Origin of the sequence: Faecalibacterium sp. AM43-5AT (assembly GCF_003603345.1) — a bacterium.
In the GTDB taxonomy this organism is placed as follows: Bacteria; Bacillota; Clostridia; order Oscillospirales; family Ruminococcaceae; genus Faecalibacterium; species Faecalibacterium taiwanense.
Genome location: NZ_QVGZ01000001.1, coordinates 658978 through 684240 on the forward strand (window position 1 = coordinate 658978; position 25263 = coordinate 684240).

The window sequence follows — 25263 nt, forward strand, 5'->3', positions numbered from 1 at the left end:
AGAAATCACTTCTCGTAGACTTCAGGCTTGAGCACACCCACATAAGGCAGGTTGCGGTATTTTTCATCGTAGTCCAGACCGTAGCCCACCACGAACTCGTCCGGCACCTGGAAGCCCTCGTAGTCGGGCTGGATATCGGCCTTGCGGCGGCTGGGCTTGTCCAGAATGGTGCAGATCTTTACCGAGTTGGGGTTGCGCATCTTGAGCATGGGCACCAGATTCGAGAGGGTGACACCGGTATCCAGAATATCCTCCACGATCAGCACATCCTTGCCGGACAGATCACCGTCCAGATCCTTGATGATCTTTACAAGGCCGCTGGTAACAGTGTTGCTGCCACCGTAGCTGGACACCACCATAAAATCGATGCTGCAGGGAATGCTCACCGCACGCATCAGGTCGGCCATAAACACCACCGAGCCCTTGAGGATGGATACCAGAACAAGGTTCTTGCCCTCGTAATCCCTGCTGATCTGAGCACCCAGCTCAGCAACCTTTGCCTTTAACTCTTCTTCACTGACCAGAACGGTCTTGATATCATCATGCATGCTCATGTTATTTCCTCCCTATATTCCATTTCCATCTGCAGCACCTGCGCAGTGTCTGCATCCGGGGCAAGGCCCTCGGCAAAGCCCGCACCGCAGACCCACAGTACTTCGCTGCCCGCCGCCAGCAGCGGCAGCTGGTCACGCAGCTGCGCGGGGATGCCCGCTTCGTTCATCCACTTGCGCAGCCGGTTGTGCACACTTCGCCCCGCCGGGCGGTAGACATCTCCCGGCTGGCGGGTGCGCAGGACAAGACCAGCATACAACGTAGTTATTCTAGCATAATCCGCCTGATTTTTTAAGTCTTTTTTATGAACGACTTGTATTTTTTCTTCAAAATCAGCCGTAAAAAGCCCTGCAGTCACCTTCCAGCCGCCCGCAAGGCAGTATTCTGCCTGTTTTTCCGGCTGAAAGGGCTGGCTTTCCGACCGTTTGTCTTCCTGCTGCCGGGGCCGTTCCGGCACAATCTCCTGCCAGAAGCATCCGTCTCCGGCACAAAAGCGCACCCGGTCAGTCAACTGTACCGCACCGCTGCCGCGCCGCACAAGGCCGCACAGCAGCTGCACATATTTTTCCTCTGCGTCACGCACGGGAGCCGTCAGCGAATGCATGGCTGCTTCCAAAACAAGCGCATCCGCATCGGAAAGCGGGCCCAGCCGCCACACTGTGCAGGCTTCCGGGCTTTTGATGGCAGCCTGTGCCGCATCCAGACGTGCAGCAGAAAGCAGCTCTTCGGCCTTCCGGGCAAAATAGGCATCCGCGCGGGCTGCCTTCTCGCAGAAGCGGGCAAGGTTTTCCACCGCTGCGCCGTTGGTGCTCTGCAGTGCAGGCAGTGCCGCACGGCGCACCCGGTTGCGGGCATAGGCATCGGTCGCGTTCGTCTCATCTGTGACCCATGCCTGCCCGGCTGCACGGCAGAAGCTTTCGGTATCCTGCCGGGTAAGGGCCAGCAATGGCCGCAGGTAGCACCCGCGCTTTGGCCGGATGCCTGCCGCACCGTGCAGCCCCGTGCCCCGGGCCAGCCGCAGCAGCAGGGTCTCAGCCTGATCATTTGCAGTATGGGCCGTTGCAACGGCATCTATCCCCTCCCCGCACAAACGCGCAAAGCAGGCATAGCGCAGGCGGCGCGCCCAGTCCTCCCCGGCATGTTCCGACGGCAGGCCCACTTCGTCGGCCATCTCTGCAGCATGGAACACCCGCAGCGGCACACCCAGCCGGGCGCATTCCGCCCGCACAAAGGCTTCGTCCCGGTCGGCGGTCTCGCCGCGCAGGCCGTGGTTCACATGGCAGGCCGAAAGCACAAACCCGAATTCCGGCTGCAGGGCCAGCAGGATGCGCAGCAGTGCCATGCTGTCCGCCCCGCCGGACACTGCCGCGGCCAAGTGCAGCGGCTCGCCCGGACAAAGCAGCTTTTCTCGCAGAACAAACATGCGCACATGCGCCAGAATTTTTTCATTGTTCATCAGCGTTTAAAGTCCACATCCATAAAGCGGGTGTGGGCACCATCCCAGCCCAGCGGCACCGTGCTGGTCTCGCCGTGACGGTTCTTCGCCACGATGCACTCTGCCGTATCGGCATCCACCTCAGCGCCGTCCGGGTTCTGGCTGGCATAGTAGGAATCGCGGTACAGGAACAGAACGCAGTCGGCATCCTGCTCGATGGAGCCGGAATCGCGCAGGTCGGAAAGCTGGGGCCGGTGGCTGGAATTGTTGCCCTGCTTTTCCACTGCACGGGACAGCTGAGAAAGTGCGATGATGGGCACATTCATTTCCTTTGCCATGATCTTAAGGTTTCGGGTGATGGAGCTGATCTCCTGCACGCGGTTCTCGCTGCGCTGGCCGGTGGTCATCAGCTGCAGATAGTCGATGACGATGAGGCCCACATTCGGGCGGGTGGGGTCCTGATTCACCCGGCGGATCTTCGCCTTCATCTCGGTGATGGTGATGCCGGAGGTATCGTCCATATAGATGGGTGCATCGTGCAGCTTTTCGGTGGCAAGGGCCAGATATTCCCAGTCCTCGGCGCGCAGGGCACCGGTGCGGAATGCCTGACTGTCGATGCCGGCCTCAGCAGAAAGGATGCGGTTCGTGAGCTGTTCCTTGGTCATTTCCAAGCTGAAGATCGCCACCGGCACCTTCTGCTGCATGGCCACGCGGGTGGCGATGTTCAGCGCAAAGCTGGTCTTGCCCATACCGGGGCGGGCCGCAAGGATGATGAGGTCGCCGCGGCCAAGGCCGGTGAGCACCGTATCCAGCAGGCGGAAGCCTGTGGGGATGCCCTTGTATTTGTCCGCATCCGGGCCGCTGATCTTCTGCAGGTTGGTCAGGGTCTCCACCATGCTGGAGGAAAGCGGTGTCAGTGCGCTGGAATCGCGGCCGGAGCGGATCTCATAAATGCGCTGCTCCGCGTTTTCCAGCAGCAGGTCGGCATCCGGCTCATCTCCGGCATCCTGCAGGATGTCCTTTGCCACCCCCATCAGCTGGCGCACCAGATACTTTTCCTGCACGATCTGGGCATAGGCCTTCACGTTGGAAATGCTGGGCACCGTCTCGGCAAGGCCGGTCAGGTACACCTTTGCTTCGTCGGCACTGGGGAACACGCCGTCCGAGATAACAGCGTCCAGCAACGTCACAAAGTCGATGGTCTGGTCGGCGGTGAACAGGCGCAGCATTTCGGAGTAGATCTGCGCATTCTGCCGGGTGTAGAACATCTCCGGCCGGATGATCTCCACCAAGTCGGTGAGCGTTTCCGGTTTGAGCAGCACCGCACCCAGCACGCTCTGCTCTGCCTGCATGTTGTAGGGCAGGTTGATGCCCACGCTTTCCAGATTCAGTTCATTGGAATAATGTCGTTCATTCGGCATGGTAGTTTATCCTTTTGCATCATTTCGCTGAAAAGCCAAAAAGCGCCCCCTGCTGTGAGGGGGCGCAGATGGCAGAAAAATCAGGCCTGTTCCACTTCCACCATGATCTTGAAAGAAGCGACCACACCAACGTGCAGACGGACCTTGCCGTTGAACACACCGGCATCCTTGATGTCCTTGGTCTCCAGCTCGATCTTCTTCTTATCGATGGGTGCGCCTGCCAGCTGAGCCAAAGCATCGGCAACTTCCTTGCCGGTGACTTTGCCGTGCAGACGGCCGGATGCACCGCCCTTGGCCTTGATGGTCACGGTCTTGCCCTCGATCTTTGCGGCCAGATCCTTGGCAGCAGCTACGGTCTCAGCCTCGTGGAAATCGGCAGCAGCTTCCTTGCTGCGGGCAACGTTCACAGCGCTGGCATCTGCCACAGCGGCCAGCTTGCGCGGGAACAGATAGTTGCGGGCGTAGCCGTCGGAGACCTCGTGGATCTCGTCCTTCTTGCCAATGCCCTTGATATCCTGCTTGAGAATCACTTTCATGATAGTATCCCTCACTTCTCACCGGAAAACCGGTGCAGTTGTTGTGTTTATAGTATAGCGCATTTGTCGCTTTTGGGCAAGAGGAAGCGCCTGACCATTTAAAATGGCCGCCGCTCCGCTCTGGCCATATTCAGCGGGAATTTTATTTTTAATTTGTAAATCAGAAAAATCTGCGGATTTTTCTGATTTACTTTTTCACGGGAGGGGTCGTAACGGCAAACGGCATATGCTGCTGTCGGCCTGCGGCCGTCGCGCAGCGACTTTAAATCGGCGTAACACAAAAAATCCTTTAGCGCAGCGACTTGGATTTTTTGTATGGAGCCCAACCGCTTTGGGATTATTAAAGGCGTGCAGCCCTTAATTCGTGCCTCCCGCGCCTCGAAAGTAGCGGGTGCTTTTCTGGTTCTCTTTTGGCACACAAAAGAGAACGTACCCGGCGGCCATGCTTCTTGCAAAAGGCAAAAAGCCTGCCCCACACGACCACATTCTGCCCGGGAAGCGGTTACGCCAGTTCCTTTGCAGCCACGTCCAGAGCTACCTCAATGACCTTGTCCATGTCGTAATATTTGTACTCGCCCAGACGGCCGCCGAAGATCACGTCCGGCTCCGCATCGGCCAGCTTCTTGTACTCGGCATACAGGGCACCGTTCTTCTCGTCGTTGACGGGGTAGTACGGCTCATCGCCCTTCTTCCACTCAGCGCTGTACTCGCGGCTGATGACTGTTTTGGGCTGGGTGCCGAACTCAAAGTGCTTGTGCTCGATGATGCGGGTGTAGGGAGTTTCCGCGTCGGTATAGTTGACCACCGCGTTGCCCTGATAGTTGTCGGTGTCCAGCACCTCGGTCTCAAACCGCACACTGCGGTACTGCAGAGCACCCAGCTTGTAGCCAAAGTAGGCATCCACCGGGCCGGTGTAGACCACCTTCTCGGCCAGAGCGTTCAGATTTTCGCGGTCGGCCAGATAGTCCACATTCAGGCGCACCTCGGTGCCGTCCAGCATCTTTTCCACCATGGCGGTGTAGCCGCCATTGGGAATGCCCTGATACAGTGCGTTGAAATAGTTGTCGTCGTAGGTGAAGCGCACCGGCAGACGCTTGATAATGAAGGCCGGCAGTTCGGTGCAGGGGCGGCCCCACTGCTTGCCAGTGTAGCCCTTGATAAGCTTTTCGTAGATATCGGTGCCCACAAGGCTGATGGCCTGCTCTTCCAGATTCTGCGGGTCGGTGATGCCTGCTTCCTTCTTCTGCTCTTCGATCTTGGCCTTGGCTTCGGCAGGGGTAACAACGCCCCACATCTTATTAAAGGTGTTCATATTGAAGGGCAGGTTGTAGATCTCGCCGTGGTAGTTTGCCACCGGGCTGTTGGTGTAGCGGTTGAACTCTGCAAACTGGTTCACATACTGCCACACAGCCTTGTTGTTGGTGTGGAAGATATGTGCACCGTAGCGGTGGACGTTGATGCCCTCCACCGGCTCCGTGTAGATATTGCCTGCAATGTGGCTGCGCTTATCGATCACAAGGCACTTCTTGCCTGCCTTTTTTGCTTCCTGTGCAAAGACCGCGCCGTAAAGGCCGGCACCAACGATCAGGTAATCGTACTGTTTCATGGGTGTGATCCTCTCTGTTCCGTTTATTTTCCTTCTACATCGCCCTTTTTCTGCGATGCATAGTATTTGTCGATGGCACCTTCGATGCGGGCGCGGGCTGCTTCCGGCGTGATATGCTTGAGCTGTGCTGCTGCCATGGTCTGGTGGCCTCCGCCGCCCAAAGATTCCATGATCACCTGCACGTTCACGGCACCCAGACTGCGGGCCGAGATGTTCACGCCTGTGCCCACCTGCACTGCCACAAAGCTGGCATCCACGCCCTGAATGGTCAGCAGATCATTTGCCGCCTGTGCAATGGCCACGCGGGCTTCCGGTGCCACCTCGCCGCTGACGGAGATCGCGCAATTTTTGTACATGCGTGCTTTTTCCACCAGATCAGCCTTGGCATTGTACTCCACCATGGTCACATCGAACAGCTGGCGCACCCGCTCCGTCTCCGCGCCATAGCGGCGCAGCGCAGCGGCAGCTTCAAAGGTACGCACACCGGTGTGCAGGGTAAAATCGCGGGTATCCAGCATGATGCCAGACAAAAGGCCCTCGGCCTCCACACGGTTGGGCTTGTCGTCGCGCTCGCCCACGTACTGCAAAAGCTCCGTGACCAGCTCACTGGCCGAGGAAGAATACGGCTCATGGCAGACCAGCGCCGGGTTCTCGATGTAGCCCACGCCCTTGCGGTGGTGGTCGATCACGGCTATCTTGCCGCATTTTTCCAGAATATCCTTGCTTTCCACAAGGCCCACCTGATATGTATCCACCACGATGCACAAGGTGCGCTTGGAGATGATGGGCAGTGCGTCCTTCGGGTCGATAAAGTCGTCCTTCTGGCCTGCACGGCACAATGCATCGATCAGGCTGCCCGCAAGGGTAGCGTCACGCCGCACCGCGATCACCGCCGGGACATCGCATATTTTGCAGATGCGCAGCACGCCCTCGGCGGAGCCGATGGCATCCAGATCGCTCATGCGGTGGCCCATAATGACTACATGATCTGCTTCCTTGATCAGCTTTACCAGCTGGTCGGCCACGATGCGGCTGCGCACCTTGCTGCGCTTTTCCACGCCGTGGCTCACGCCGCCGTAGAACGTAAAGCCGTCCGGTGTCATTTCAGCGGCCTGATCGCCGCCGCGGCCCTGCGCCATATCCAGTGCCTGTACGGCCATATCCTGAGCTTCCCGCAGGGTCTTGGCCCCGCGGCCAATGCCGATGGACAGCGAAAGGTTCACGCTGGGATCCAGCGCACGGATCTTGTCCAGCACATCGTAGCCGCGGTTTGCGAACTGCTCCATCTGGCGCTCTTCCACCACAGCAATATAGCGGCCGCTTGCCACACGGCGCAAAAAGCCGCTGCCCCGGCCGATCATATCCTCCAACGTCCGGTTGATGCCTTCCAGCAGGCGGGCGCGCTCGCTGTCCAGCATGTCACCGAACACATCGTCGTAGCCGTCCACCAGAAACACCAGATAGCCCGGACGGCTGGCTTTGTATTCCGCCTCCACCTTGCGCAGGGCGGTCTCCTCGTTCAGCACCAGCAGGGTCATGCTCTCCGCATCGCCGGGCACCGTGGAGCTGTGTACGCTCCACATGCCGTCCGCGAGGGTCAGCAGCTGGCCCTCCTGCCTGCGGCACTGCTGCAGATCAAGGCCGGGCAGCACCTTCTGCACGCGGCTCACCAGCGCATCCTGCCCGTTCAACAGGCGGGTGCGGAACTGTGCATTGTACCACAGCACCGTCTCACCGGAAAGCAGCGCGGCCGGCTGAGAGAGCGGCTCCAGACTGAACTGCAGCTTGGAGCCTTCAAAGCTGCCGCCGCACATCCACCGGGCCACCCACTTGCGCAGCTGGCAGCGGAACAGCACCACCACAACGCCCCACAGCACCACCAGTGCCAGCAGCGCCGGCCATGCCGTGGGCCGCTGGACCAGCAGCACCAGCACCAGCAGGCCGCACAGCACGGCCAGACTGGCGGTGAGCATCTCCAATGTCCATCTTGGTTTTTGTTTCATCAAATCTCCTGCCTTCCGCCGCATTGTTTGCGGCAGTGTGCCCGGATCAAACCTCCATCAGGATGGGAAGGATCATCGGGCTGCGCTTGGTGCGCCGATAGATATAGCTGCTCAGTGCCTCGCGCACGCGGGTCTTGACGCTGTTCCAGTCGCGCACATGTTCATCCACGCAGCGGTCCAGCGCATTTTCCACGATGCTCTGTGCACCGTCCATCAGGCTCTCGTTCTCGCGCACATACACAAAGCCGCGGCTCACAAGGTCGGGGCCGGCCAGCACCTTGCCGGTCTTGCTGTCCACGGTGGCCACGATGATCACCAGACCGTCCTCGGACAGGTGCTTGCGGTCGCGCAGGACCACATTGCCCACGTCGCCCACGCCAAGGCCGTCCACCATCACTGCACCGGCGGTGACAGGCTCGCCCAGCTTTATCTCGTCCTGGCTGAGAATGACATTGGAGCCGTTCTCCGCGATCAGAATGTTGCTGGTAGGGATGCCAAGGCTGGCAGCGGTGAGGGCGTGCTTTTTGAGCTGCTTGTACTCGCCGTGCACCGGCAGGAAGTACTTGGGCTTCGTCAGGGTGAGCATGAGCTTCTGTTCTTCCTGACAGGCGTGGCCGGAAACATGCACATCGTACATGCTCTCGTAAATGACCTCTGCACCCAGCAGCAGCAGACCATTGACGATCTTGGTCACGCTCTTCTCGTTGCCGGGAATGGGATTTGCCGAAATGATAATGAAGTCGCCGGGGCCCACGCGCACCTGACGGTGGCTGCAGGATGCCATACGGGAAAGGGCGCTCAAGGGTTCGCCCTGACTGCCGGTGGTAATGAGCACTACCTGCTCCGGGGGATACTGGTTCAGCTCATCCACGCTGATGAGGGTGCCCTCCGGGATGTGCATATAGCCCAGCTCCTGCGCCATGGCGGTGTTGTTCACCATGCTGCGGCCGCTGAATGCCACCTTGCGGCCATCCTCCACGGCCAGATCGATGATCTGCTGCACGCGGTAGATGTTGGAAGCAAAGGTGGCAATGATGATCCGCTTGTTGCGGGCACGGGCGAACAGATTGCGCACGCCTGCAGCCACCTTCTGTTCGGTGGCGGTAAAGCCCGGACGCTCGGAGTTGGTGGAATCGCTCAGCAAAGCCAGCACGCCGCGCTGACCGTACTCGGCCAGCGTGGACAGGTCGGTGACGCCGCAGGCCAGCGGAGTGTAGTCGATTTTAAAGTCGCCGGTCTGGATGATGGTGCCCGCCGGGCTGTCGATGGCAAAGGCCACCGAATCCGGGATGGAGTGGTTCACATGGATGGGCTCAATGGTAAAGCAGCCCAGCTTGATCTTCTGTCTGGGGGTGATCTCCACGAACTTGGTCTTGCCTGCCAGACCGAACTCCTCCAGCTTGTTGCGGATCAGGCCGCAGGTCAGGCGGGTGCCATAGATGGGCAGATCGAATTTCTGCAGCAGATACGGGATGCTGCCGATGTGGTCTTCGTGGCCGTGGGTGATGAGCAGACCCTTGATCTTATCCTTGTTCTGCACCACAAAGGTGAAGTCCGGGATGACCATGTCCACGCCGTACATGTCGCTGTCCGGGAATACCAGACCGCAGTCCACGATGATCATGTCGCCGTTGCACTCGTACACGGTCATGTTCTTGCCCACTTCGCCCAGACCACCCAGCGGGTAGATGTGGATGGGCACCGCGGCCTCTCTGGGCTGCTGCGGGCGGCGGGGCCGACGGTTATAATAAGGGCGGCGGGTGGTGCGGGGGCGCTTTTCGCCCGTCTGCGCGGCAGGTGCGCCCGCATTCTGATTCGCTGCTGCGGCCTTGCCGCGTGCGGAAACATTGGTATTTTCTTTCGACTGTGCCATTCTGACCTCCAAAATAATTACAGCGCAGGCCGTCCCCGTTTGTGGGAACAGCCGCGCTGTGCATGGGAAGCACCTTGAAAAATCGCATCGGCTTCCGTTGGATGCACCGTATAGAATTTATTTCTCAGCGTGTTTTTTGCAAACCGCTGCCTGTTCCGTAAGAGGTTTTGTGCCAGATAAGTCCATCTGCTCGATGCGACCGTGGCTTTTCTGTTGGAACGCCCGGGCACACGCCTGCGGTGCGCCCCTATACGCATTTTGTTAGGATAAGTATAGTATTTCCCGGCGTTTTTGTCAATTCCAAGGTTTGGCAGCTCCGGCACGGAATATACATTCGCACTTGACAGAAGCCGAAAAATAGCGCTAAATAGAAGCAACTCATTTTAGAAGGAGAACCGCATGAAGCAGGTCGAAGTGTACACCGACGGCGCATGCAGCGGCAATCCCGGCCCGGGCGGCTGGGGTGCCGTGCTGCGCTACCGTTTTAACGGCAAAGTTTACGAAAAAGAGCTGAGCGGCGGCGACGACAGCACCACCAACAACCGCATGGAGCTGACAGCCTTTATCGAAGCACTGCGCCAGCTCAAGGAGCCGTGCGAGGTACGGCTGTGCTCCGACAGCCAGTATGTCATCAACGGGCTTCAGAAGGGCTGGGCCAAAAACTGGCAGCTCCGGGGCTGGAAAAAAGCAGATGGCTCCCCCGCCCTGAACCCGGACCTCTGGGCACAGGCACTGGAGCAGGAAGCCCGGCACAAGATCACCTACGTCTGGGTCAAGGGCCACGCAGGCCACCCGGAGAACGAACGCTGCGACCAGCTGGCCGTGGCCCAAAGCAAAGCACATGGCGGGAGGCAGGGAACATGAGCGACACATTTTTGCCCGGCAGTGGGTTCGACACCTACGAGAGTCAGGATAAGGTTCTGGTGCAGATGGACGGCAGCAGAGAATGCGCCGTAGCTGTGCGCATTTTACAGCAGCAGGGCTTTGCCGTGGCGGGCGCTGCCGTGCGGCTGGCAGCAGAACAGACCGCCGATGCGGAAAGCGCCAAAAAGGCAGCAGAGGCCCTTGGCATCGAGTGCATCGTGCTGAACGCCGAAGCACTGGCCGGGCAGGACGCAGACGTTCTGGGCGAAGGCGGCACGCCGCTGTTTGCCGCACTGCTGACGGCTGCAGACAAGCTTGGGATGCAATATGTGGCAACCGCTCACCGTGCCCGGGTGGAGACCGGTGCAGACGGCGTGTACACCGTCTGCCCGCCCGCAGGCACCGGCAGTGATGACAGCACGATTCTTGCAGCTCTGCCGCAGGAAACGCTGGCACGGCTGATCTTGCCGCTGGGCGATTTTGCCCCGGAAGATGTGGCGGAGATGGCCGAGGATTTTAAAGTTTAGCGGAAACATTATTTTTATATTAGAATTCCGGAAAATCTGCGGATTTTCCGGAATTCTTTTTTTCACAGGCAAGGCCGCTGCGGCACACGGCATCTGCTGTTTTTGCTTCCTGCGGAAACAGCCGCACGGCGGCAGAAATGCATTCTGCGGTTCGGACCCCATTCCCGTAAAAATGAAAATCGGGAACATCCGCAGATGTTCCCGATTTTAGCATTATCAATATAATTTCCGCTGAATATGGCGCAGCGCACGCGGAGCCATTCCAAATCGTTTTGTCAGTTCTGTGGATGCACAATATCACGCCAATCCAGATCTCCGCGCTCCAAGCCGTGGATCAGCACCTCAGCGGTGGCGATGTTGGTGGCCATAGGGATATTGTGCACATCGCACAGGCGCAGCAGCGTCATTTCGTTGGGCTCGCTGGGCTTAGCGTTGATGGGGTCGCGGAAGAACAGCAGCAGGTCGATCTCATTGCAGGCGATGCGGGATGCGATCTGCTGGTCGCCGCCCTGCACACCGGCCAGAAAGCGCTGCACCTGTAAGCCGGTAGCTTCTGCGATCAGTTTACCGGTGGTGCCGGTCGCTACCAGTTTATGCTGGCTCAGGATGCGGCAGTACGCCGTACAAAACTGAACCATCAGCTCCTTTTTGGAGTCATGCGCAATGAGTGCAATCGTCATCCGTTACCCTCTCCTCTTCCTAAACGATTGGAACGCTTTTTCAAAAAAGTCCTTTGCTTGAAATGATATCACAAAATCCAATCTTTTACAACTGGTTTTTATACAAAATATTCAATTTTGTTTTCTTTTCCAGTCCCATGTGGTTCAAACCGACGCTGCAGCGCCCTTCCGTCTGTCCGTTTTGTCTCTTACCGTTCAGGCTTCCGGTTCAATGGCATCGGGGTTCTGCTCGGTGGCTGCGGCGGGCTGCTGCTCGTCCTGCACGGCAGGCTGGGCTTCCCCTTCTGCTGCCGTTTCCGGCGCAGCAGTGTCTGCGGCGGGTGCCATCTGTGCAGGCTGGGCTGCGGCATTGCCGGTGGTCTGGCCTGCAGCGGCCTGAGCTGGGTCAGTGGTCTGCGCCTGATCTTCCTGCTGGGCCTGCTCGGCTTCCTTTTCCGCTTCGGCCTGCTGGGCAAGGCTGCCATCCTTCAGGGCAAAATAGGCATTTGCAATGTCCACCACCAGATCACCGGTACGGGCACCATAGCCGCCGTACTCAATGCTAATGCCAATGGCGATCTGCGGATCATCCGCCGGGAGGTAAGCCACCATCATGGCGTTCAGATAGTGCTTACCGGGCGCATAGGTCTCGCTGCGCTGAGGTGTACCGGTCTTGCAGGCGATCGGCACCGGATAGCTGGAAATTTTGCCGCTGATGGTGCTGGGCACCTGCTTCATGCCCTGCCGCACCAGCTCAAAGGTGTTGCCGGTGCCTTCGATCACATCCATGACCTCGGGCTTGGTCTCGCTGAGCACCTCGCCGGTGTTGGTGTCCAGAATGGCCTTGACGAAATGGGTGCGGTAACGGGTGCCGTTGTTGGCCAGCGTTGCCGCGTAGGTAGCCAGCTGGATGGGCGAGACCACCGTGTTGCCCTGACCGATGGCGGCCTGCACATCCAGCGATGCCGTATAGTTGGAGTCGCTCTTGGTGGTCAGACGGCCCACGGCCTCGCTCACCTCCACACCGGTGCGCTGGCCAAGACCCAGCTTGTAGGCATAGGCATCGTACACATCGCTGGTCAGGCGGCGGCCAACATCATAGAAGAAGATGTTGCAGCTCCACTTGATGGCCGTTACCACATCGATGTTGCCGCTGTGGCCATGGCGGGTACAGCGGGGGTGGTAATCCTTGAAGTAGTTGTACACGCCGTTGCAGTAAACGGTAGAATACTGGTTGATGAGGCCGCTGTCCAGTGCAGCCACCGCCACGGCGGGCTTGAAGGTAGAACCCGGCGTATACAGGCCCTGCAATGCGCGGTTGAACAGCGGCAGGCTCGGGTCGGAGCTGTACTCGCTGTAGTTGGCGGCATACAGGTTCTGGTCATAGCTGGGATAGTTGGAAGCAGCCAGCACACTGCCGTCCTTCACGTCCAGCACCACCACCGCACCAGCGGCAGCTTTCATGGTGCCGGTATTGTACACGCGGTTGATCATATCAATGTTGTCCGCCAGTGCCTTGTCCACGGCACGCTGGAAGTTGCTGTCAATGGTCAGCTGCACGGTATGGCCCGGCTCCGGCACAGTGGTGAGCTTTGTATCCACGATCACGCCGTCCGAATTGCGGGTGATGGTCTCCACGCCGTCCTTGCCGCGCAGCTCGTCCTCATAAACGGATTCCAGACCAGAAATGCCCAGAACATCGTTCATGTTATAGCCTTTTTCCCGCAGCGGATAGGTCACCTGACCGTTGGAATCGGTCACCTTCCACTTTTCCGCCGTGATCTTGCCCACACGGCCCAGCACCGCCGGGATGATATCGCTCTGGTCGTAGCTGCGGGCGCTGGTTTCCACGATCTCCACACCCGGCAGCTGCAGGCTGTGCTCCTTGATGGTGGCCACCGCGAGGGTGCTCACGTTCTCCGCCATGACAAAATTGTTCACATTGGAGAACGCCTGCCGGTCCATCTCGTAGTGGATGCCGGCCAGCACACGCTGCCATTCCGGCGAAAAATCCTGCAGATCGTTCTTTTCCACCAGCATTTCCATTACATCGTTGGCGGTGGCGTACTGCTGCAGACCAAGCGTTTCCTTCATGTCTGCCAGCTGCTTCTGGTCGCTGGTGGACGTGTCATCGTCCGTAAAGGCGTAATTGCCTGCTGCGTCCGCCTGACCGATCAGCAGCGTATCATTCCAGCTCTCGCCATTCGCACGCAGCAGCTCCACGATCTGCTGCAGCATGGTGTCCAGATCCCGGTCGCCCATCAGCAGTTTGTTGAGGACCACATTGTAGCTGGTGGTTGTGGTGGCAATGCGCCGCCCGGCGCTGTCCACGATATCGCCGCGGGCCGCCGTGACCGTAAAGTTATAGTCGGTGGTATTAGTGGCCTTGGCCTTGAAGTCGTCGCCGTTGACCAGCTGCAGAAAGATCAGCCGCATCACGTACAGGCCCATGATAACACATGCCACTGCAATGAGCAGGATCATCCGGCGCACAACGGTTTTTCGTTCGTTTTGGTTCATCCGCGTTTCCTCCGGCGGTTCAGACTACGCCGTTGTCGATTTTGAATGCGCTGTAAATGTGCCGCACCAGACTGAACAGCACCAGCGACGGCACCAGCGTCATCATGGCCGAAGGCAGCACAAAGGTCAGCCAGCGGCTCAGCGCCCAGCGGTAGCCGGGCATGTAGTAGAAGAACAGCCAGTCCAGCGAGAGCACCACAAGGGCCGTGCCGGTGCTGATGAGCGCAAAGTTCCATGTGCTGCCCTGCAGATACACCTGAACCAGCACCGAAAGCGCAAAGCAGAGCAGCAGCAGTTCCAGCGCCAGCATACCCACGGTGCGCCCGGCGGTGTAGTCCCACAAAAGGCCGCTCACGGCACCAAACAGCGCACCTGCAAACTCGCCTTCATACACGGCCACAGCCAGACACAGCGGCAGAATGAACAGCGGCTTTGCCTGCCCCAGCTGGAGCAGGCCGGGGGTCGTCTGCAGTGCCGCGCACACAAACAGTGCCACCGCGTAGCAGACCCATTTCAGGATCTGGCTGCGGCTGCGCATGCGGCGTGATTCCATACAAATGCGCCCCCTTAATAGTCGGTAATAACGAATACGTGCTTGACCGTGCGCGGATCTGCACCCGGGCGCACCACTGCAATGGAAGATTTGCCGCTGACTTCCGGCTCCACCTTCTGCACGGTTCCCACCAGCAGATCCGGCGGGAACACTCCGCCAAGACCGGTGGTGATCACCTGATCGCCCATCTTCGTCTCAGTGGCGCGTTCCAGATTGGTCAGCACGCACAGGCCGTCACCGGCATAATCGGTGCTGCCATTGATAATGCCGTTTTCCCGCGTGCGGGATACCACGCCCGCAGCACTGAAGCTGGGGTGCAGAATGGTCATCACCTTGCAGCTGGTGGTGTCGGCTTCCACCACCATGCCGATCAGATAGCCCTTATCGCTGATCACGGCATCGTTCACGGCTGCGCCGTTCACCGTGCCGCAGTCCAGCGTAAAGCCTCCGAACTCATCCAGTGGGTCGCGGCCGATCACAAAGGCAGAAATATAGCTTGCTTCGGTGTTAGAATCCTGAATGCGGGCCAGTGCCTTGTAGGCTTCGTTCTCCGCCTTGATGCGGTCGTAGTCCACCATCTGCTGGCGAAGCTCGGCATTCTCCGCTTCCAGCTGTTCGTTCTGTTCCATGACTTCATCGATGCTGGTGTATTTTTCCCACACCGAGCCAATGCCGCCGCTCAGTGCCGATGTGACCTTCTGGAGCGGCATCAGCACCACGCCCAGCAGCTCCTGCGGGGCAGCAGTCAGCCGTCCGTTGGCACCGGCATAGGCCATAATGCCCACCAGAAACACCGCCACGGCTACCAGTATCTTAAATTTCCATGTGTCAAAAAAATCCTTCAAGGGAGTACCCTCCTGTTTCGGGTGGATGCCATGCCATAAGAAAAGCGCGGACAGCCCTGCCATCCGCGCAAGAGACATTGTTTGCAGCGGAAATCAGCGCAGACGCTGCGCAAAAGAGCCTTTTTCCGCAAGTGTGGGCCTTGCCCGTGTTACATGTGGCCGCCGTCGGTGTCCAGCACGTCATGCAGGACATCCACATGATCCAGCACCGCACCGGCACCCTTGGCCACGCAGTCCAGCGGGTCTTCCGCAATGTGTACGTCGATGCCGGTCTCGCTCTGGATCAACTGATCCAGACCGCGCAGCAGTGCGCCGCCGCCGGTCAGAGTGATGCCGCGGTCGATGATATCCGCACTCAGCTCCGGCGGGGTGCGCTCCAGCGTTTCCTTGATGGCGCTGGTGATCTTGACCAGGCATTCCAGCAGAGCTTCGCGCACATCCTCCGAGTGGACGACGATGTTCTTGGGCAGGCCGTCCACGAGGTTACGGCCCTTGATCTCCATGGTCATTTCGGGGTCCAGCGCATAGGCGGAGCCGATCTCGATCTTGATCTGCTCTGCGGTGCGCTCACCGATCAGCAGGTTGTACTTGCGCTTGATGAAGGCGATGATGGCCTGATCGAACATATCACCTGCCATGCGCACGCTGCGGGAGGCCACGATGCCGCCCAGAGAGATCACAGCGATCTCAGCCGTGCCGCCGCCGATATCCACGATCATGCTGCCGGTAGGCTCGCTGATGGGCAGGCCCGCACCGATGGCTGCCGCCATGGGTTCCTCAATGACGGACACCTGACGGGCACCGGCCTTCAGGGTAGCTTCGCGCACAGCGCGGCGCTCCACCTCGGTAACGCCGGACGGGATGCAGATGACCACGCGGGGGCGGGAGAACATGCTGTTGCCGCATGCCTTCTTGAGGAAATTTTCCAGCATGTTGGTGGTGATGTCAAAGTCAGCGATCACGCCATCCTTCAGCGGACGCACAGCCACGATGCTGCCGGGGGTACGGCCAATGACAGCCTTTGCCTCGGCACCCACACAGCGCACCTCGTCGGTCTTGGTATCCACAGCCACGACCGAAGGCTCCCGCATGATGATGCCCTTGCCCTTCATATATACCAGAGTATTTGCGGTACCCAGATCGATACCTACATCTTTGGAAAACAGGCCCATTGTAAAAATTCTCCTTATGCTTCCCATTTTATCTATAGCGCCAGAACATCCGGCAGCCCTTTTGTGCCGCCTTTGCGCAGAATAACACGGTTCTATTATAGCCGCAAGGCAATGATTTCTCAAGCGTTTGCGCAAGTTTTCTTCGTTTTTTCCAGTTTTATCACACAAAATGTGCCAGCAGCTGTACGGTGCGGCTCACCGGCAGACCCATGATGGTGTAGTAGTCGCCCTCAATACGGTCCAGCCAGAGGGCCGCCCGCCCCTGAATGGCATAGGCACCGGCTTTATCGTAGGGTTCGGCGGTGGAAGCGTAGAAGTCGATTTCCTCTTCACCCAGCGGGAAGAAGGTAACGCGGCAGCTGTCCACAAAGCTTTCAATGCGCGCACCGTCCGAGATGCACACGCCGGTGTGCACCTCGTGAGTGGCACCGGAAAGGGCGCGCAGCATCCGCTTTGCATCCTCTTCGCTGTGGGGCTTGCCGAACACCTCGCCGTTCACATCCACCACCGTATCACAGCCGATGACCACAGCGCCCGGATGCTGGGCCGAAACAGCAAGGCACTTGCCCCGGGCCAGCTGTTCCACCAGATGGGCAGGCGTAGCGGCCTGCACTGTACTTTCGTCAAAGTCGCTGACGCAGACGGTGAAATTGGTGGTATATAAGGAGAGCAGCTCCCGCCTGCGCGGGCTGCCGGAAGCTAAGATCAGGTTCATGATTCCATCTCACTTTCCGGTAGAGCCAAAGCCGCCCTCGCCGCGCTGGGTATCGCCCAGCTCTTCGGCAGGCACAAAGGCAGCGGTGTACACCGGTGCAATGCACAGCTGGGCCACACGCTCACCGGGCTGAATGGTGTAGGCTTCCCTGCCCAGATTGACCATGGGCACCTTCAGCTCGCCGCGGTAATCGCTGTCCACCACGCCCACGCCGTTGGCCATGCACAGGCCGTGCTTGATGGAAAGGCCGCTGCGTGCGTACACCAGTGCCACGCTGTGGGGGCCGGGCAGCTCGATGGCAAGGCCGGTGGGCACCAGTGCCCGCTCCATGGGGGCAAGGGTGAGCGGCGCGTCCAGTACGGCGCACAGGTCGGCGGCAGCAGAGCCGGGGGTTGCGTAAGAGGGCACCTTGGCACGGGTGTCCAATACCTTATATTTTACTGTGATGGGTTCCATAGTATACCTCGTTTTGATTTTATAGCAACTCCTTCAGGGAGGGAGCTGGCATTGCGTCAGCAATGACGGAAGGAGTTTCAGTTCGTACCTTTAAAATACAACCCACGGGTAAAATCACCTTCAAAGGGTGCATGGGTGCGGATCATCTCCAGAATTTTGGCCGCTTCCTCCCGGCTTTCCAGCGTGAAGTAAGCCACACCGTAGTCCACCGTCAAAGCGCCCGGCTTATCCCCCATATAAATAGGTACAGGGTTATAGATGGTGCGCACACCAAGGCCGCACCGCACTGGGAACTTCTTGGCCTTGCGGTCGGTCAGCACGCCGGTCTTGTCGCAGTGGGCGCAGTCGTGGATGTTCTGCAGCGGGCAGGCACGGGTGATCATCAGCGGCATATGGCCGTACACCAGCACGCCGGTGGGCACCGGCCTGCCGTTATGGGTGGGCGCAATGGTGCTGATGTCGCTGTCCTTCACCTCGGGCAGGATGAGCATGGAGCCAAGGCCGTTGTCCGCGTAGAATTGCGCGGCCAGCTGGTTCGCGATGTTCAGGCCAAAGCTGCCGCTCATGGGCAGGCCCCGGCACAGGCGCAGGTGGGCGATATTGCTCACCTCATAGCCTGCAAAACCGGCATCCTGCGTGGCCGCGATGCGGCGGGCGGTATCCTCTTCCAGCTTGCCAAACATGACCCGGGGCAGTTCCAAAAGGGTCTTTGCCCGCCATTCCCGGGGCACGCGGTCGGCCTGCGCAATGGGCAGGATGAGATACTCGATGCCGTCAAGCGCCCGCTCCGGCACCTGCTCCCAGCTCTCAAACCGGGCACGCAGGGTACGGTGGGGCGGCAGGGTGCGCAGCGGCAGGGCAGGCACATGCTCCTCGGTGGTGGGCCACGGGCGCAGCACTTCCCGCTTTTTGAGCAGGGCATCCAGCGCTTCACGGCGCAGCTCGTTCACCGCACCGCCCGGAACAAACCACGTCCCGCCGTCCATTTCCACGGTGATATCCTGATCTTCCACCGCGAAAGGCGTGCCGCCGGTCTTGGCAAGGCTGCGGTGCAGACTTTCGGTGGGATCCGTACGGGCAGGCTGCGGCTCTGCATCCCCATAGGCAAAGGCCTTGCTGCCGTCTGCATCGGTGACAGTGAGCTTTTCGCCGCCCTCTTCAATTTCCAGCTTCATCTTTACCGGCACGCGGCTGCGCTCACGGCGGTAAAGCTCCCGCAGCATGGGCAGGGTCTTTTTGGTCTGTTCTGCATCTGCTTCACTGCGCACGCCGAACATGGTGCCGTCGATCTTTCCATCCAGATAGCCGGAGGTGAAGCCGGAACGGCTGAAAGCATTCTTCAACAGGTCGCGGTCGTAGGCGCGGCCCTCGCGGCCTGCCAGACAGGCGCTGACTGCCGCCGCCACATACTCCGGCGTGCGCAGACGGCCCTCGATTTTTGCCGATGCCACGCCAAGCGCCTGCAGCTTGTCCAGCTTATCAATGACCGAATTATCCTTTAAGGACAGGTGGTGCAGGCGGCCCGGCTTGCCCTCCGGCAGGGCATTTGCCTCAAACGGCAGGCGGCACGGGCCGGCACAGGAACCTCGGTTGCCGCTGCGTCCGCCCAGAAAAGCCGACATGTAGCACTGGCCGCTGACGCACATGCACAGCGCGCCGTGCACGAAGCACTCGGTCTCGATGCCGCAGTGCTTTGTGATATGCTCCACCTCGGGCATGCTCAGCTCACGGGCCAGCACCACGCGGGTGAAGCCCAGCTCCTTGAGCTCCAGTGCACCCTGCAGGCTGTGCACGCTCATCTGGGTGGAGCCGTGGCGCGGCAGCTGCGGTGCAATTTTATCGATCAGCGTTGCCACTGCCAGATCCTGACAGATGACCGCATCGGCACCGCTGGCTGCAACGGCACGGATGGCCTGTTCCAGCGCGGGCAGTTCGCCGCCATAGACGGTGGTGTTCAGCGCCACATGCACAGCCACGCCCCGCGCATGGCAGAAGGAGACCGCATCTTTCAGCGTATCCGCGTTAAAATTGTCGGCACTGGTGCGGGCGTTGAAACCCGAAAAACCCAGATACACTGCGTCGGCACCGCTGAACACAGCGGCACGCAGCATTTCTTTGTTGCCCACCGGGGCAAGGATCTCGATCTTTGACATACTTCTCCTTTATCCTGTAAACGGCTTATTCCGCCTTGTCCGCTTCGCCCTCTGCAAGAGACTGCTGTGCCGCCTGCTGGGCGCGCTCCTCGCGCCGGACTTCCTTATTGCGCATCTTTTCCAGCTGTTCGCGCAGGGCGGCAGCTTCCCGCCGCAGCACCTCATTCTCTGCTTTGACCTTATCTTCCGCCAGCTTTGCGCGGGTGGCATCCGCAATGTAATCCTGGATCTGGCTGCGCATATTCTCAGCACTGCCGGTGCTCTTGCGGTATTCGTCCAGATAATCCATGGCGCAGAACACCGCCGCCTTCGTCACCGAAAGATTCGCATTGTCGTCCAAAAGCTTGGTGATGTCTTCATCCAGCTTTTTCGCCAGCGACAAAATATATTTTTCCGGGTCCGTCGTAGCAATGGCATACGGCGTACCTGCAATGTTCACCCGTACCTTGTTGACCATATCTGTTTCCCCTTTTTATCCTTTTCTGCCCGCAGCGGGCAGTGATCTTCTGATTTTTGCCGGGAAACGGCACCGTTCCCGGTACCGTTTTGGTGTCTTGTCACCCGCCGGGCGAGTTACCCGGCACATTTCTCCCGGAGTTTGTCCCCGAAAATGTTTCGGAACACAGCTTTCTTTCTCTATTATAATATAAATAAGCATCAAGAAAAAGTGTATTTTTTGAAATTTTGGCATATTTATCAGAAAGTTCAATAAAAAAATGTCAGTTACGGAAAAAATGCCCTGATTCCTTGCATTTGTCATTCTGCCATATTATAATATCTTTGTCATGTTGGCGGCAGAGCAAGTGAGGGAAAGTGCCTGCAGGCGCCAATTGTTTCAATTATTTTAGCAAAGCTGAAAACTTATGCGGATAGGAGTACCTTTATGACATCGAAAGAATTCGGTAAACTTCTTCAGGACAAGCTCACCAGCGAGTACGGCGTGGAGCTGAGCGTTGCTTCCAACCAGCAGATCTACCGCTCTCTGGCTCTGATCTGCCGCCAGATGATGAGTGAGAACCATAAGAAGTTCCAGTCCAAGGCCATTGGCACCGGCACCAAGCAGGTGTATTACCTGTGCATGGAGTTCCTGATGGGCCGCAGCCTGAAGACCAGCCTGCTGAACCTGGGTCTGGACGAGGTGGCAAAAAAGGCCCTGTCCGACGCTGATATCAGCATTGACAGCATCTTTGAGGAAGAGCCGGATGCAGGTCTGGGCAACGGCGGTCTGGGCCGTCTGGCTGCCTGCTATCTGGACGGCATGGCCACCACCGGCATCTGCGGCACCGGCTACTCCATCCTGTACGAGTACGGCATCTTCAAGCAGAAGATCGTGGACGGCTGGCAGCAGGAGCGTGCCGACAACTGGCTGCCCGGCGGTCAGGTCTGGCTGAAGAGCCACCCCGATCAGGCTGTGGAAGTGCGCTTTGACGGCGAGATCCACGAGAACTGGGACAACGGCTTCCACTATATCCAGCACACCAACTACAACAGCGTCATGGCTGTTCCCTCTGATATGTATGTGCAGGGCTACGACGGCAAGGGCGTTGCAAAGCTGCGCCTGTGGCAGGCAAAGGCCCCGGACTTTGATATGTCCAGCTTCTCTCTGGGCAACTACAACACTGCAATGAGCAAGAACGCCAATGCAGAGCTGATCTCCAAGGTGCTGTACCCCAACGATAACCATGTTGAGGGCAAGATCCTGCGCCTGCGCCAGCAGTACTTCCTGTCTGCCGCATCCATCGGCGATATCGTCCAGAACCACCTGTCCAGCTATGCGACCCTCGAGAATCTGCCCGACAAGGTGGCCATCCAGCTGAACGACACCCACCCCACTCTGGCCATCCCCGAGATGATGCGCATTCTGCTGGATGAGTGCGGCTTTGGCTGGGACAAAGCCTTCAACATCTGCCAGAAGGTCTTCTCCTACACCAACCACACCGTCATGGCTGAGGCTCTGGAAAAGTGGAACGTGGACATCTTCAAGATGACCCTGCCCCGCATCTACCAGATCGTGGTGGAGATGGACCGCCGCGCCCGCGCAGAGCTGGAGAAGGTCTTCCCCGGCGACAAGGGCAAGATCGACTATATGGCACTGATCGGCGACAATCAGGTGCGCATGGCAAACATCTGCGCCTACACCGCCAACAGCATCAACGGCGTGTCCAAGCTGCACAGTGAGATCATCAAGGACAGCGTCTTCCACGATTACTACCTGTTCAAGCCGCAGGCCTTCAAGAACGTGACCAACGGCATCGCTTACCGCCGCTGGCTGCTGGCCTCTAACCCCGGCCTGTGCAAGCTGCTGGACGAGACCATCGGCGACGGCTACAAGCACGATGCTTCCGATCTGTCCAAGCTGAACAAGTTCGAGAACGACAAGACCGTTCTCAAGCGCCTGAACGAGATCAAGCTGGAGAACAAGACCAGCTTTGCCAACTATCTGGCAAAGAGCACCAGTCAGGTCATCGACCCGAACTCCATTTTTGACTGTCAGGTCAAGCGTATGCACGAGTACAAGCGCCAGCACCTGAACGCGCTGAACATCGCTGCCCAGTACCTGTACCTGAAAGAGAACCCCAACGCCGACTTCATCCCCAAGACCTATATCTTCGGTGCAAAGGCCGCTCCCGGCTACTACATGGCAAAGCAGATGATCCGCATGATCTGCAAGCTGGGCGACCTCATTAACAACGACCCCGCTGTGCGCGACAAGCTGCGCGTGGTCTATCTGGAAGAGTACTGCGTCTCTCTGAGCGAGCACCTGATGCCCGCTGCCGAGGTCTCTGAGCAGATCTCTCTGGCAGGCACCGAGGCTTCCGGTACCGGCAACATGAAGTTCATGCTGAACGGCGCTATCACTCTGGGCACTCTGGACGGCGCAAACGTGGAGATCGCAGACGCTGCCGGCAAGGAGAATGAGCTGATCTTCGGTATGCTGACCCCCGAGGTGAACAACCTCAAGCAGGTGGGCTACCATCCCAACGCCTTTATCACGGGCGACGACGTGGCCAACTACACCCTGAACTTCCTGGAGCGTGGCTGGAACGGTGAGAACTTCCACGAGGTGACCGAGAACCTGCGCACCAGCGACCCGTACATGGTCATGGCCGACTTCAAGGATTACCGCCGTGCACAGGCCGACCTGCAGAAGCTGTATGGCGACCGTGAGAAGTGGGCACAGATGAGCCTGAAGAACACCGCCAACAGCGGCATCTTCAGCGCCGACCGCGCCGTGCTGGACTACGCACGCGACATCTGGTACGCTTCCCCGGTACCCATGGGCAAGTAATTTTCCCTTAAAAAATCCATCTGCCCCGGCGGCGTTTGGCCCGCCGGGGCTTTTTTGAGAAAGGACGACCCTGCTTTGTCTTGTCTGTTCAATAGCTACGACCCCTATTTCAAGCAGCCCTTTGGCGCACTGCGGGCCGGTCAGACCGTACGCCTGACCCTTTGCATCCCGGAAGAGCTGGGCTATGTCGATCCTCATCTGGTGCTCCAGAAGGAGGGAAAATATGACGTGCCGGTGCACTACCGCATGAAGTTCGACGGCCAGACCCCCCAGCAGAACCACTTTTCCGTGGAGCTGCCGCTGAACGACCCGGGCCTGTACTTCTACTACTTCGACCTCTACACCGACTTCCGCCGCATCTACCGCGGGCCGGACAACTGCGGCGTTGTCAGCTGGCAGGAAGGCGAAAAGTGGCAAATCACCGTCTACGATGCCGGTTTCCAGACCCCGGAGTGCATCAAGGGCAAGGTGTTCTATCAGATCTTCCCGGACCGGTTCTGCGAGGGCATTGAGAACAAGCCCATGCCTTTCCCGGACCGGCTGTATCAGGCCGACAAACACGCCGAACCCTTCTGGCAGCCCAACGAGACCGGCGGCCATCTGAACGAGGACTATTTCGGCGGCGACTTGGAAGGCATCCGCATCAAGCTGCCCTATCTGCGGGAGATGGGGGTGGATTACCTTTACCTCAACCCCATCTTTGAGGCGCACTCCAACCACCGCTACAACACCGCCGACTATCTCAACGTAGACCCGCTGCTGGGCACCAACGAGGAGTTCGAGGTGCTCTGCCGCGAGGCCGCCAAGTACGGCATTGGCATCGTGCTGGACGGTGTGTTCAGCCACACCGGTTCCGACAGCCGCTATTTCAACCGCGAAGGCCGCTATGGGGATGGCGGCGCTTACCGCGACCCCAACTCCCCCTACCGCAGCTGGTACGATTTTGACCCCAAGTATAAGGGCGGCTACCGCAGCTGGTGGGGCTTCGAGACCCTGCCCGAGGTGAACGAAGAGACCCCCTCCTATGTGGAGTTCATCACCGGCGAGGGCGGTGTCATTGACACATGGCTGCGGCGCGGTGCCGCAGGCTTCCGTCTGGATGTGGCCGACGAGCTGCCGGACGACTTTATTGAAAAGATCCGCGCCGCTGTCAAGCGGGTCAGCCCGGAGAAGTTCCTGCTGGGCGAGGTGTGGGAGGATGCCACCACCAAATACGGCTTTGGCCAGCGCCGCACCTACCTGCTGGGCAAGGGGCTGGACAGCGTGATGAATTACCCCTTCAAGAACGCTGTGCTGGACTTTGTAAAGGGTAAGCCCGCCGAGCAGGCCATGGGCGAAATTCTGTCCATCTGTGAGCACTACCCCGCCCCTGCCATGGACACTGCGCTGAACTTTCTCTCCACCCACGACACCGAACGCGCCCTCACCGTGATCGCGGACGAGCCCTCCAATGGCCGTGGCCGCGAGTGGCAGAGCGGCCGCTGTGTGACCGGCGAAGCCTACGAGGAAGGGATGCTGCGCCTGCGCATGGCCTATGCCATCATCTACACGCTGCCCGGCGTGCCCTGCCTGTACTACGGTGATGAGATCGGGATGCAGGGCTACCGCGACCCCTTCAACCGTGCCTTCTTCTGCTGGGACAGCCACGAAAAGCGCCTGAAGCCGGTGCTTGCCCAGCTGGCGCAGCTGCGCCACAGCTGCGAGGCCTTCCGCACCGGTGAGCTGCGGGTGCTGCGGGCGCAGGACGGCATCCTGCACTACCAGCGCGTAGGCGAAGCGGAAACAGCCGAGATCATCGTGAACCGCTCGGAGCACATCATCGTGGAGCCGCTGGCTTCCGGCAAGCACACGGAGGTGAACCCCATGGGCTTTACCATCGTGGTGGAGGAGAACGGGCATAACCCGAACCACAGCTATTACGATATCACCTGATTTGAGAAAAGCCGTTGCGCATATTTTGTGCAGCGGCTTTTTTCACTCTTTCCATCATCGCTGACGCGGCAAAGCCGTGACTGAGGGAGTTTTTGTTCTTTATTTCGTTTTCTGTGCAACGTTCCAGTAAAAAACGCTTGACCTTCCACCCG

The 25263-nt window shown here is 59.0% G+C and carries 20 protein-coding genes; 4 read left to right on the plus strand and 16 right to left on the minus strand.

Annotated elements, in window-relative coordinates:
- Positions 1-5: 5 nt before the first annotated feature.
- The 7 genes from hpt to DW937_RS03480 all read right to left on the minus strand — a co-directional run bounded on the left by hpt (position 6) and on the right by DW937_RS03480 (position 9426).
- Positions 6-554, minus strand: a complete 549-nt coding sequence (gene hpt, locus DW937_RS03450) for a hypoxanthine phosphoribosyltransferase (RefSeq protein WP_118528027.1) — start codon at positions 552-554, stop codon at positions 6-8.
- Complete coding sequence (gene tilS / locus DW937_RS03455) at positions 551-2008, minus strand: tRNA lysidine(34) synthetase TilS (protein ID WP_120120134.1); 1458 nt, start codon at positions 2006-2008, stop codon at positions 551-553. The genes hpt and tilS overlap by 4 nt, the downstream gene beginning before the upstream one ends.
- Entirely contained in the window at positions 2008-3408 is a 1401-nt protein-coding gene (gene dnaB, locus DW937_RS03460; RefSeq protein ID WP_005939997.1) for a replicative DNA helicase, read from the minus strand. Before dnaB ends, tilS begins: the two co-directional genes overlap by 1 nt.
- Positions 3409-3488: 80 nt before the next feature.
- Complete coding sequence (rplI, locus tag DW937_RS03465) at positions 3489-3944, minus strand: 50S ribosomal protein L9 (RefSeq protein ID WP_005939994.1); 456 nt, start codon at positions 3942-3944, stop codon at positions 3489-3491.
- 502 nt (positions 3945-4446) lie between these two features.
- Positions 4447-5550: a UDP-galactopyranose mutase gene (glf, locus tag DW937_RS03470; RefSeq protein ID WP_120120135.1), complete on the minus strand. Its 1104-nt coding sequence runs from the start codon at positions 5548-5550 to the stop codon at positions 4447-4449.
- A 23-nt stretch (positions 5551-5573) separates the two neighbouring features.
- A complete protein-coding gene (locus tag DW937_RS03475) occupies positions 5574-7553 on the minus strand; it encodes a DHH family phosphoesterase (RefSeq protein WP_120120136.1) in 1980 nt (659 codons plus the stop codon).
- 46 nt (positions 7554-7599) lie between these two features.
- Positions 7600-9426: a ribonuclease J gene (locus DW937_RS03480; RefSeq protein ID WP_120120137.1), complete on the minus strand. Its 1827-nt coding sequence runs from the start codon at positions 9424-9426 to the stop codon at positions 7600-7602.
- A 399-nt stretch (positions 9427-9825) separates the two neighbouring features.
- On the opposite strand from DW937_RS03480, the gene rnhA reads away from it, so the two are divergent.
- A complete protein-coding gene (gene rnhA, locus DW937_RS03485) occupies positions 9826-10290 on the plus strand; it encodes a ribonuclease HI (RefSeq protein ID WP_120120138.1) in 465 nt (154 codons plus the stop codon).
- The gene (locus DW937_RS03490; RefSeq protein ID WP_118528037.1) at positions 10287-10817 is read left to right on the plus strand and encodes a hypothetical protein; all 531 of its coding nucleotides are present in this window, start codon (positions 10287-10289) and stop codon (positions 10815-10817) included. The genes rnhA and DW937_RS03490 overlap by 4 nt, the downstream gene beginning before the upstream one ends.
- Before the next feature lie 275 nt (positions 10818-11092).
- On the opposite strand, the gene mgsA is transcribed toward DW937_RS03490, so the two are convergent.
- The 9 genes from mgsA to DW937_RS03540 all read right to left on the minus strand — a co-directional run bounded on the left by mgsA (position 11093) and on the right by DW937_RS03540 (position 20347).
- Positions 11093-11497: a methylglyoxal synthase gene (mgsA, locus tag DW937_RS03500; protein WP_005939970.1), complete on the minus strand. Its 405-nt coding sequence runs from the start codon at positions 11495-11497 to the stop codon at positions 11093-11095.
- 195 nt (positions 11498-11692) lie between these two features.
- On the minus strand, positions 11693-13996 hold the full coding sequence (locus DW937_RS03505) for a penicillin-binding transpeptidase domain-containing protein (RefSeq protein ID WP_120120140.1): 2304 nt from the start codon (positions 13994-13996) through the stop codon (positions 11693-11695).
- A 19-nt stretch (positions 13997-14015) separates the two neighbouring features.
- Positions 14016-14549 carry a rod shape-determining protein MreD gene (gene mreD / locus DW937_RS03510; protein WP_120120141.1) on the minus strand — a complete coding sequence of 178 codons (534 nt, stop codon included), beginning with the start codon at positions 14547-14549 and terminating at the stop codon, positions 14016-14018.
- Positions 14550-14563: 14 nt separating this feature from the next.
- Positions 14564-15394, minus strand: a complete 831-nt coding sequence (mreC, locus tag DW937_RS03515) for a rod shape-determining protein MreC (RefSeq protein ID WP_243111413.1) — start codon at positions 15392-15394, stop codon at positions 14564-14566.
- 149 nt (positions 15395-15543) lie between these two features.
- A complete protein-coding gene (locus DW937_RS03520; protein WP_005939954.1) occupies positions 15544-16566 on the minus strand; it encodes a rod shape-determining protein in 1023 nt (340 codons plus the stop codon).
- Positions 16567-16726: 160 nt separating this feature from the next.
- On the minus strand, positions 16727-17284 hold the full coding sequence (locus DW937_RS03525) for a Maf family protein (RefSeq protein ID WP_120120143.1): 558 nt from the start codon (positions 17282-17284) through the stop codon (positions 16727-16729).
- A 6-nt stretch (positions 17285-17290) separates the two neighbouring features.
- Positions 17291-17737, minus strand: coding sequence for a dUTP diphosphatase (gene dut / locus DW937_RS03530; protein ID WP_005939948.1), 447 nt, complete (start codon positions 17735-17737; stop codon positions 17291-17293).
- 77 nt (positions 17738-17814) lie between these two features.
- Positions 17815-19890 (minus strand): U32 family peptidase, encoded by a 2076-nt coding sequence (locus tag DW937_RS03535; RefSeq protein WP_120120144.1) that lies wholly within the window; start codon positions 19888-19890, stop codon positions 17815-17817.
- Between the two features lie 25 nt (positions 19891-19915).
- Positions 19916-20347: a cell division protein ZapA gene (locus DW937_RS03540; RefSeq protein WP_120019669.1), complete on the minus strand. Its 432-nt coding sequence runs from the start codon at positions 20345-20347 to the stop codon at positions 19916-19918.
- A gap of 426 nt (positions 20348-20773) precedes the next feature.
- On the opposite strand from DW937_RS03540, the gene DW937_RS03545 reads away from it, so the two are divergent.
- Positions 20774-23179 (plus strand): glycogen/starch/alpha-glucan phosphorylase, encoded by a 2406-nt coding sequence (locus DW937_RS03545; RefSeq protein ID WP_120120145.1) that lies wholly within the window; start codon positions 20774-20776, stop codon positions 23177-23179.
- 75 nt (positions 23180-23254) lie between these two features.
- Positions 23255-25111, plus strand: a complete 1857-nt coding sequence (locus tag DW937_RS03550; RefSeq protein ID WP_120120146.1) for a glycoside hydrolase family 13 protein — start codon at positions 23255-23257, stop codon at positions 25109-25111.
- Positions 25112-25263 lie beyond the last annotated feature (152 nt).

What these genes read in the sequence shown, in the direction of transcription:
- hpt (WP_118528027.1), bottom strand. Translation starts at nt 554, where the DNA reads ATGAGCATGCATGATGATATCAAGACCGTTCTGGTCAGTGAAGAAGAG.
- tilS (WP_120120134.1), bottom strand. Translation starts at nt 2,008, where the DNA reads ATGAACAATGAAAAAATTCTGGCGCATGTGCGCATGTTTGTTCTGCGA.
- dnaB (WP_005939997.1), bottom strand. Translation starts at nt 3,408, where the DNA reads ATGCCGAATGAACGACATTATTCCAATGAACTGAATCTGGAAAGCGTG.
- rplI (WP_005939994.1), bottom strand. Translation starts at nt 3,944, where the DNA reads ATGAAAGTGATTCTCAAGCAGGATATCAAGGGCATTGGCAAGAAGGAC.
- glf (WP_120120135.1), bottom strand. Translation starts at nt 5,550, where the DNA reads ATGAAACAGTACGATTACCTGATCGTTGGTGCCGGCCTTTACGGCGCG.
- DW937_RS03475 (WP_120120136.1), bottom strand. Translation starts at nt 7,553, where the DNA reads ATGAAACAAAAACCAAGATGGACATTGGAGATGCTCACCGCCAGTCTG.
- DW937_RS03480 (WP_120120137.1), bottom strand. Translation starts at nt 9,426, where the DNA reads ATGGCACAGTCGAAAGAAAATACCAATGTTTCCGCACGCGGCAAGGCC.
- rnhA (WP_120120138.1), top strand. Translation starts at nt 9,826, where the DNA reads ATGAAGCAGGTCGAAGTGTACACCGACGGCGCATGCAGCGGCAATCCC.
- DW937_RS03490 (WP_118528037.1), top strand. Translation starts at nt 10,287, where the DNA reads ATGAGCGACACATTTTTGCCCGGCAGTGGGTTCGACACCTACGAGAGT.
- mgsA (WP_005939970.1), bottom strand. Translation starts at nt 11,497, where the DNA reads ATGACGATTGCACTCATTGCGCATGACTCCAAAAAGGAGCTGATGGTT.
- DW937_RS03505 (WP_120120140.1), bottom strand. Translation starts at nt 13,996, where the DNA reads ATGAACCAAAACGAACGAAAAACCGTTGTGCGCCGGATGATCCTGCTC.
- mreD (WP_120120141.1), bottom strand. Translation starts at nt 14,549, where the DNA reads ATGGAATCACGCCGCATGCGCAGCCGCAGCCAGATCCTGAAATGGGTC.
- DW937_RS03520 (WP_005939954.1), bottom strand. Translation starts at nt 16,566, where the DNA reads ATGGGCCTGTTTTCCAAAGATGTAGGTATCGATCTGGGTACCGCAAAT.
- dut (WP_005939948.1), bottom strand. Translation starts at nt 17,737, where the DNA reads ATGGAACCCATCACAGTAAAATATAAGGTATTGGACACCCGTGCCAAG.
- DW937_RS03535 (WP_120120144.1), bottom strand. Translation starts at nt 19,890, where the DNA reads ATGTCAAAGATCGAGATCCTTGCCCCGGTGGGCAACAAAGAAATGCTG.
- DW937_RS03540 (WP_120019669.1), bottom strand. Translation starts at nt 20,347, where the DNA reads ATGGTCAACAAGGTACGGGTGAACATTGCAGGTACGCCGTATGCCATT.
- DW937_RS03545 (WP_120120145.1), top strand. Translation starts at nt 20,774, where the DNA reads ATGACATCGAAAGAATTCGGTAAACTTCTTCAGGACAAGCTCACCAGC.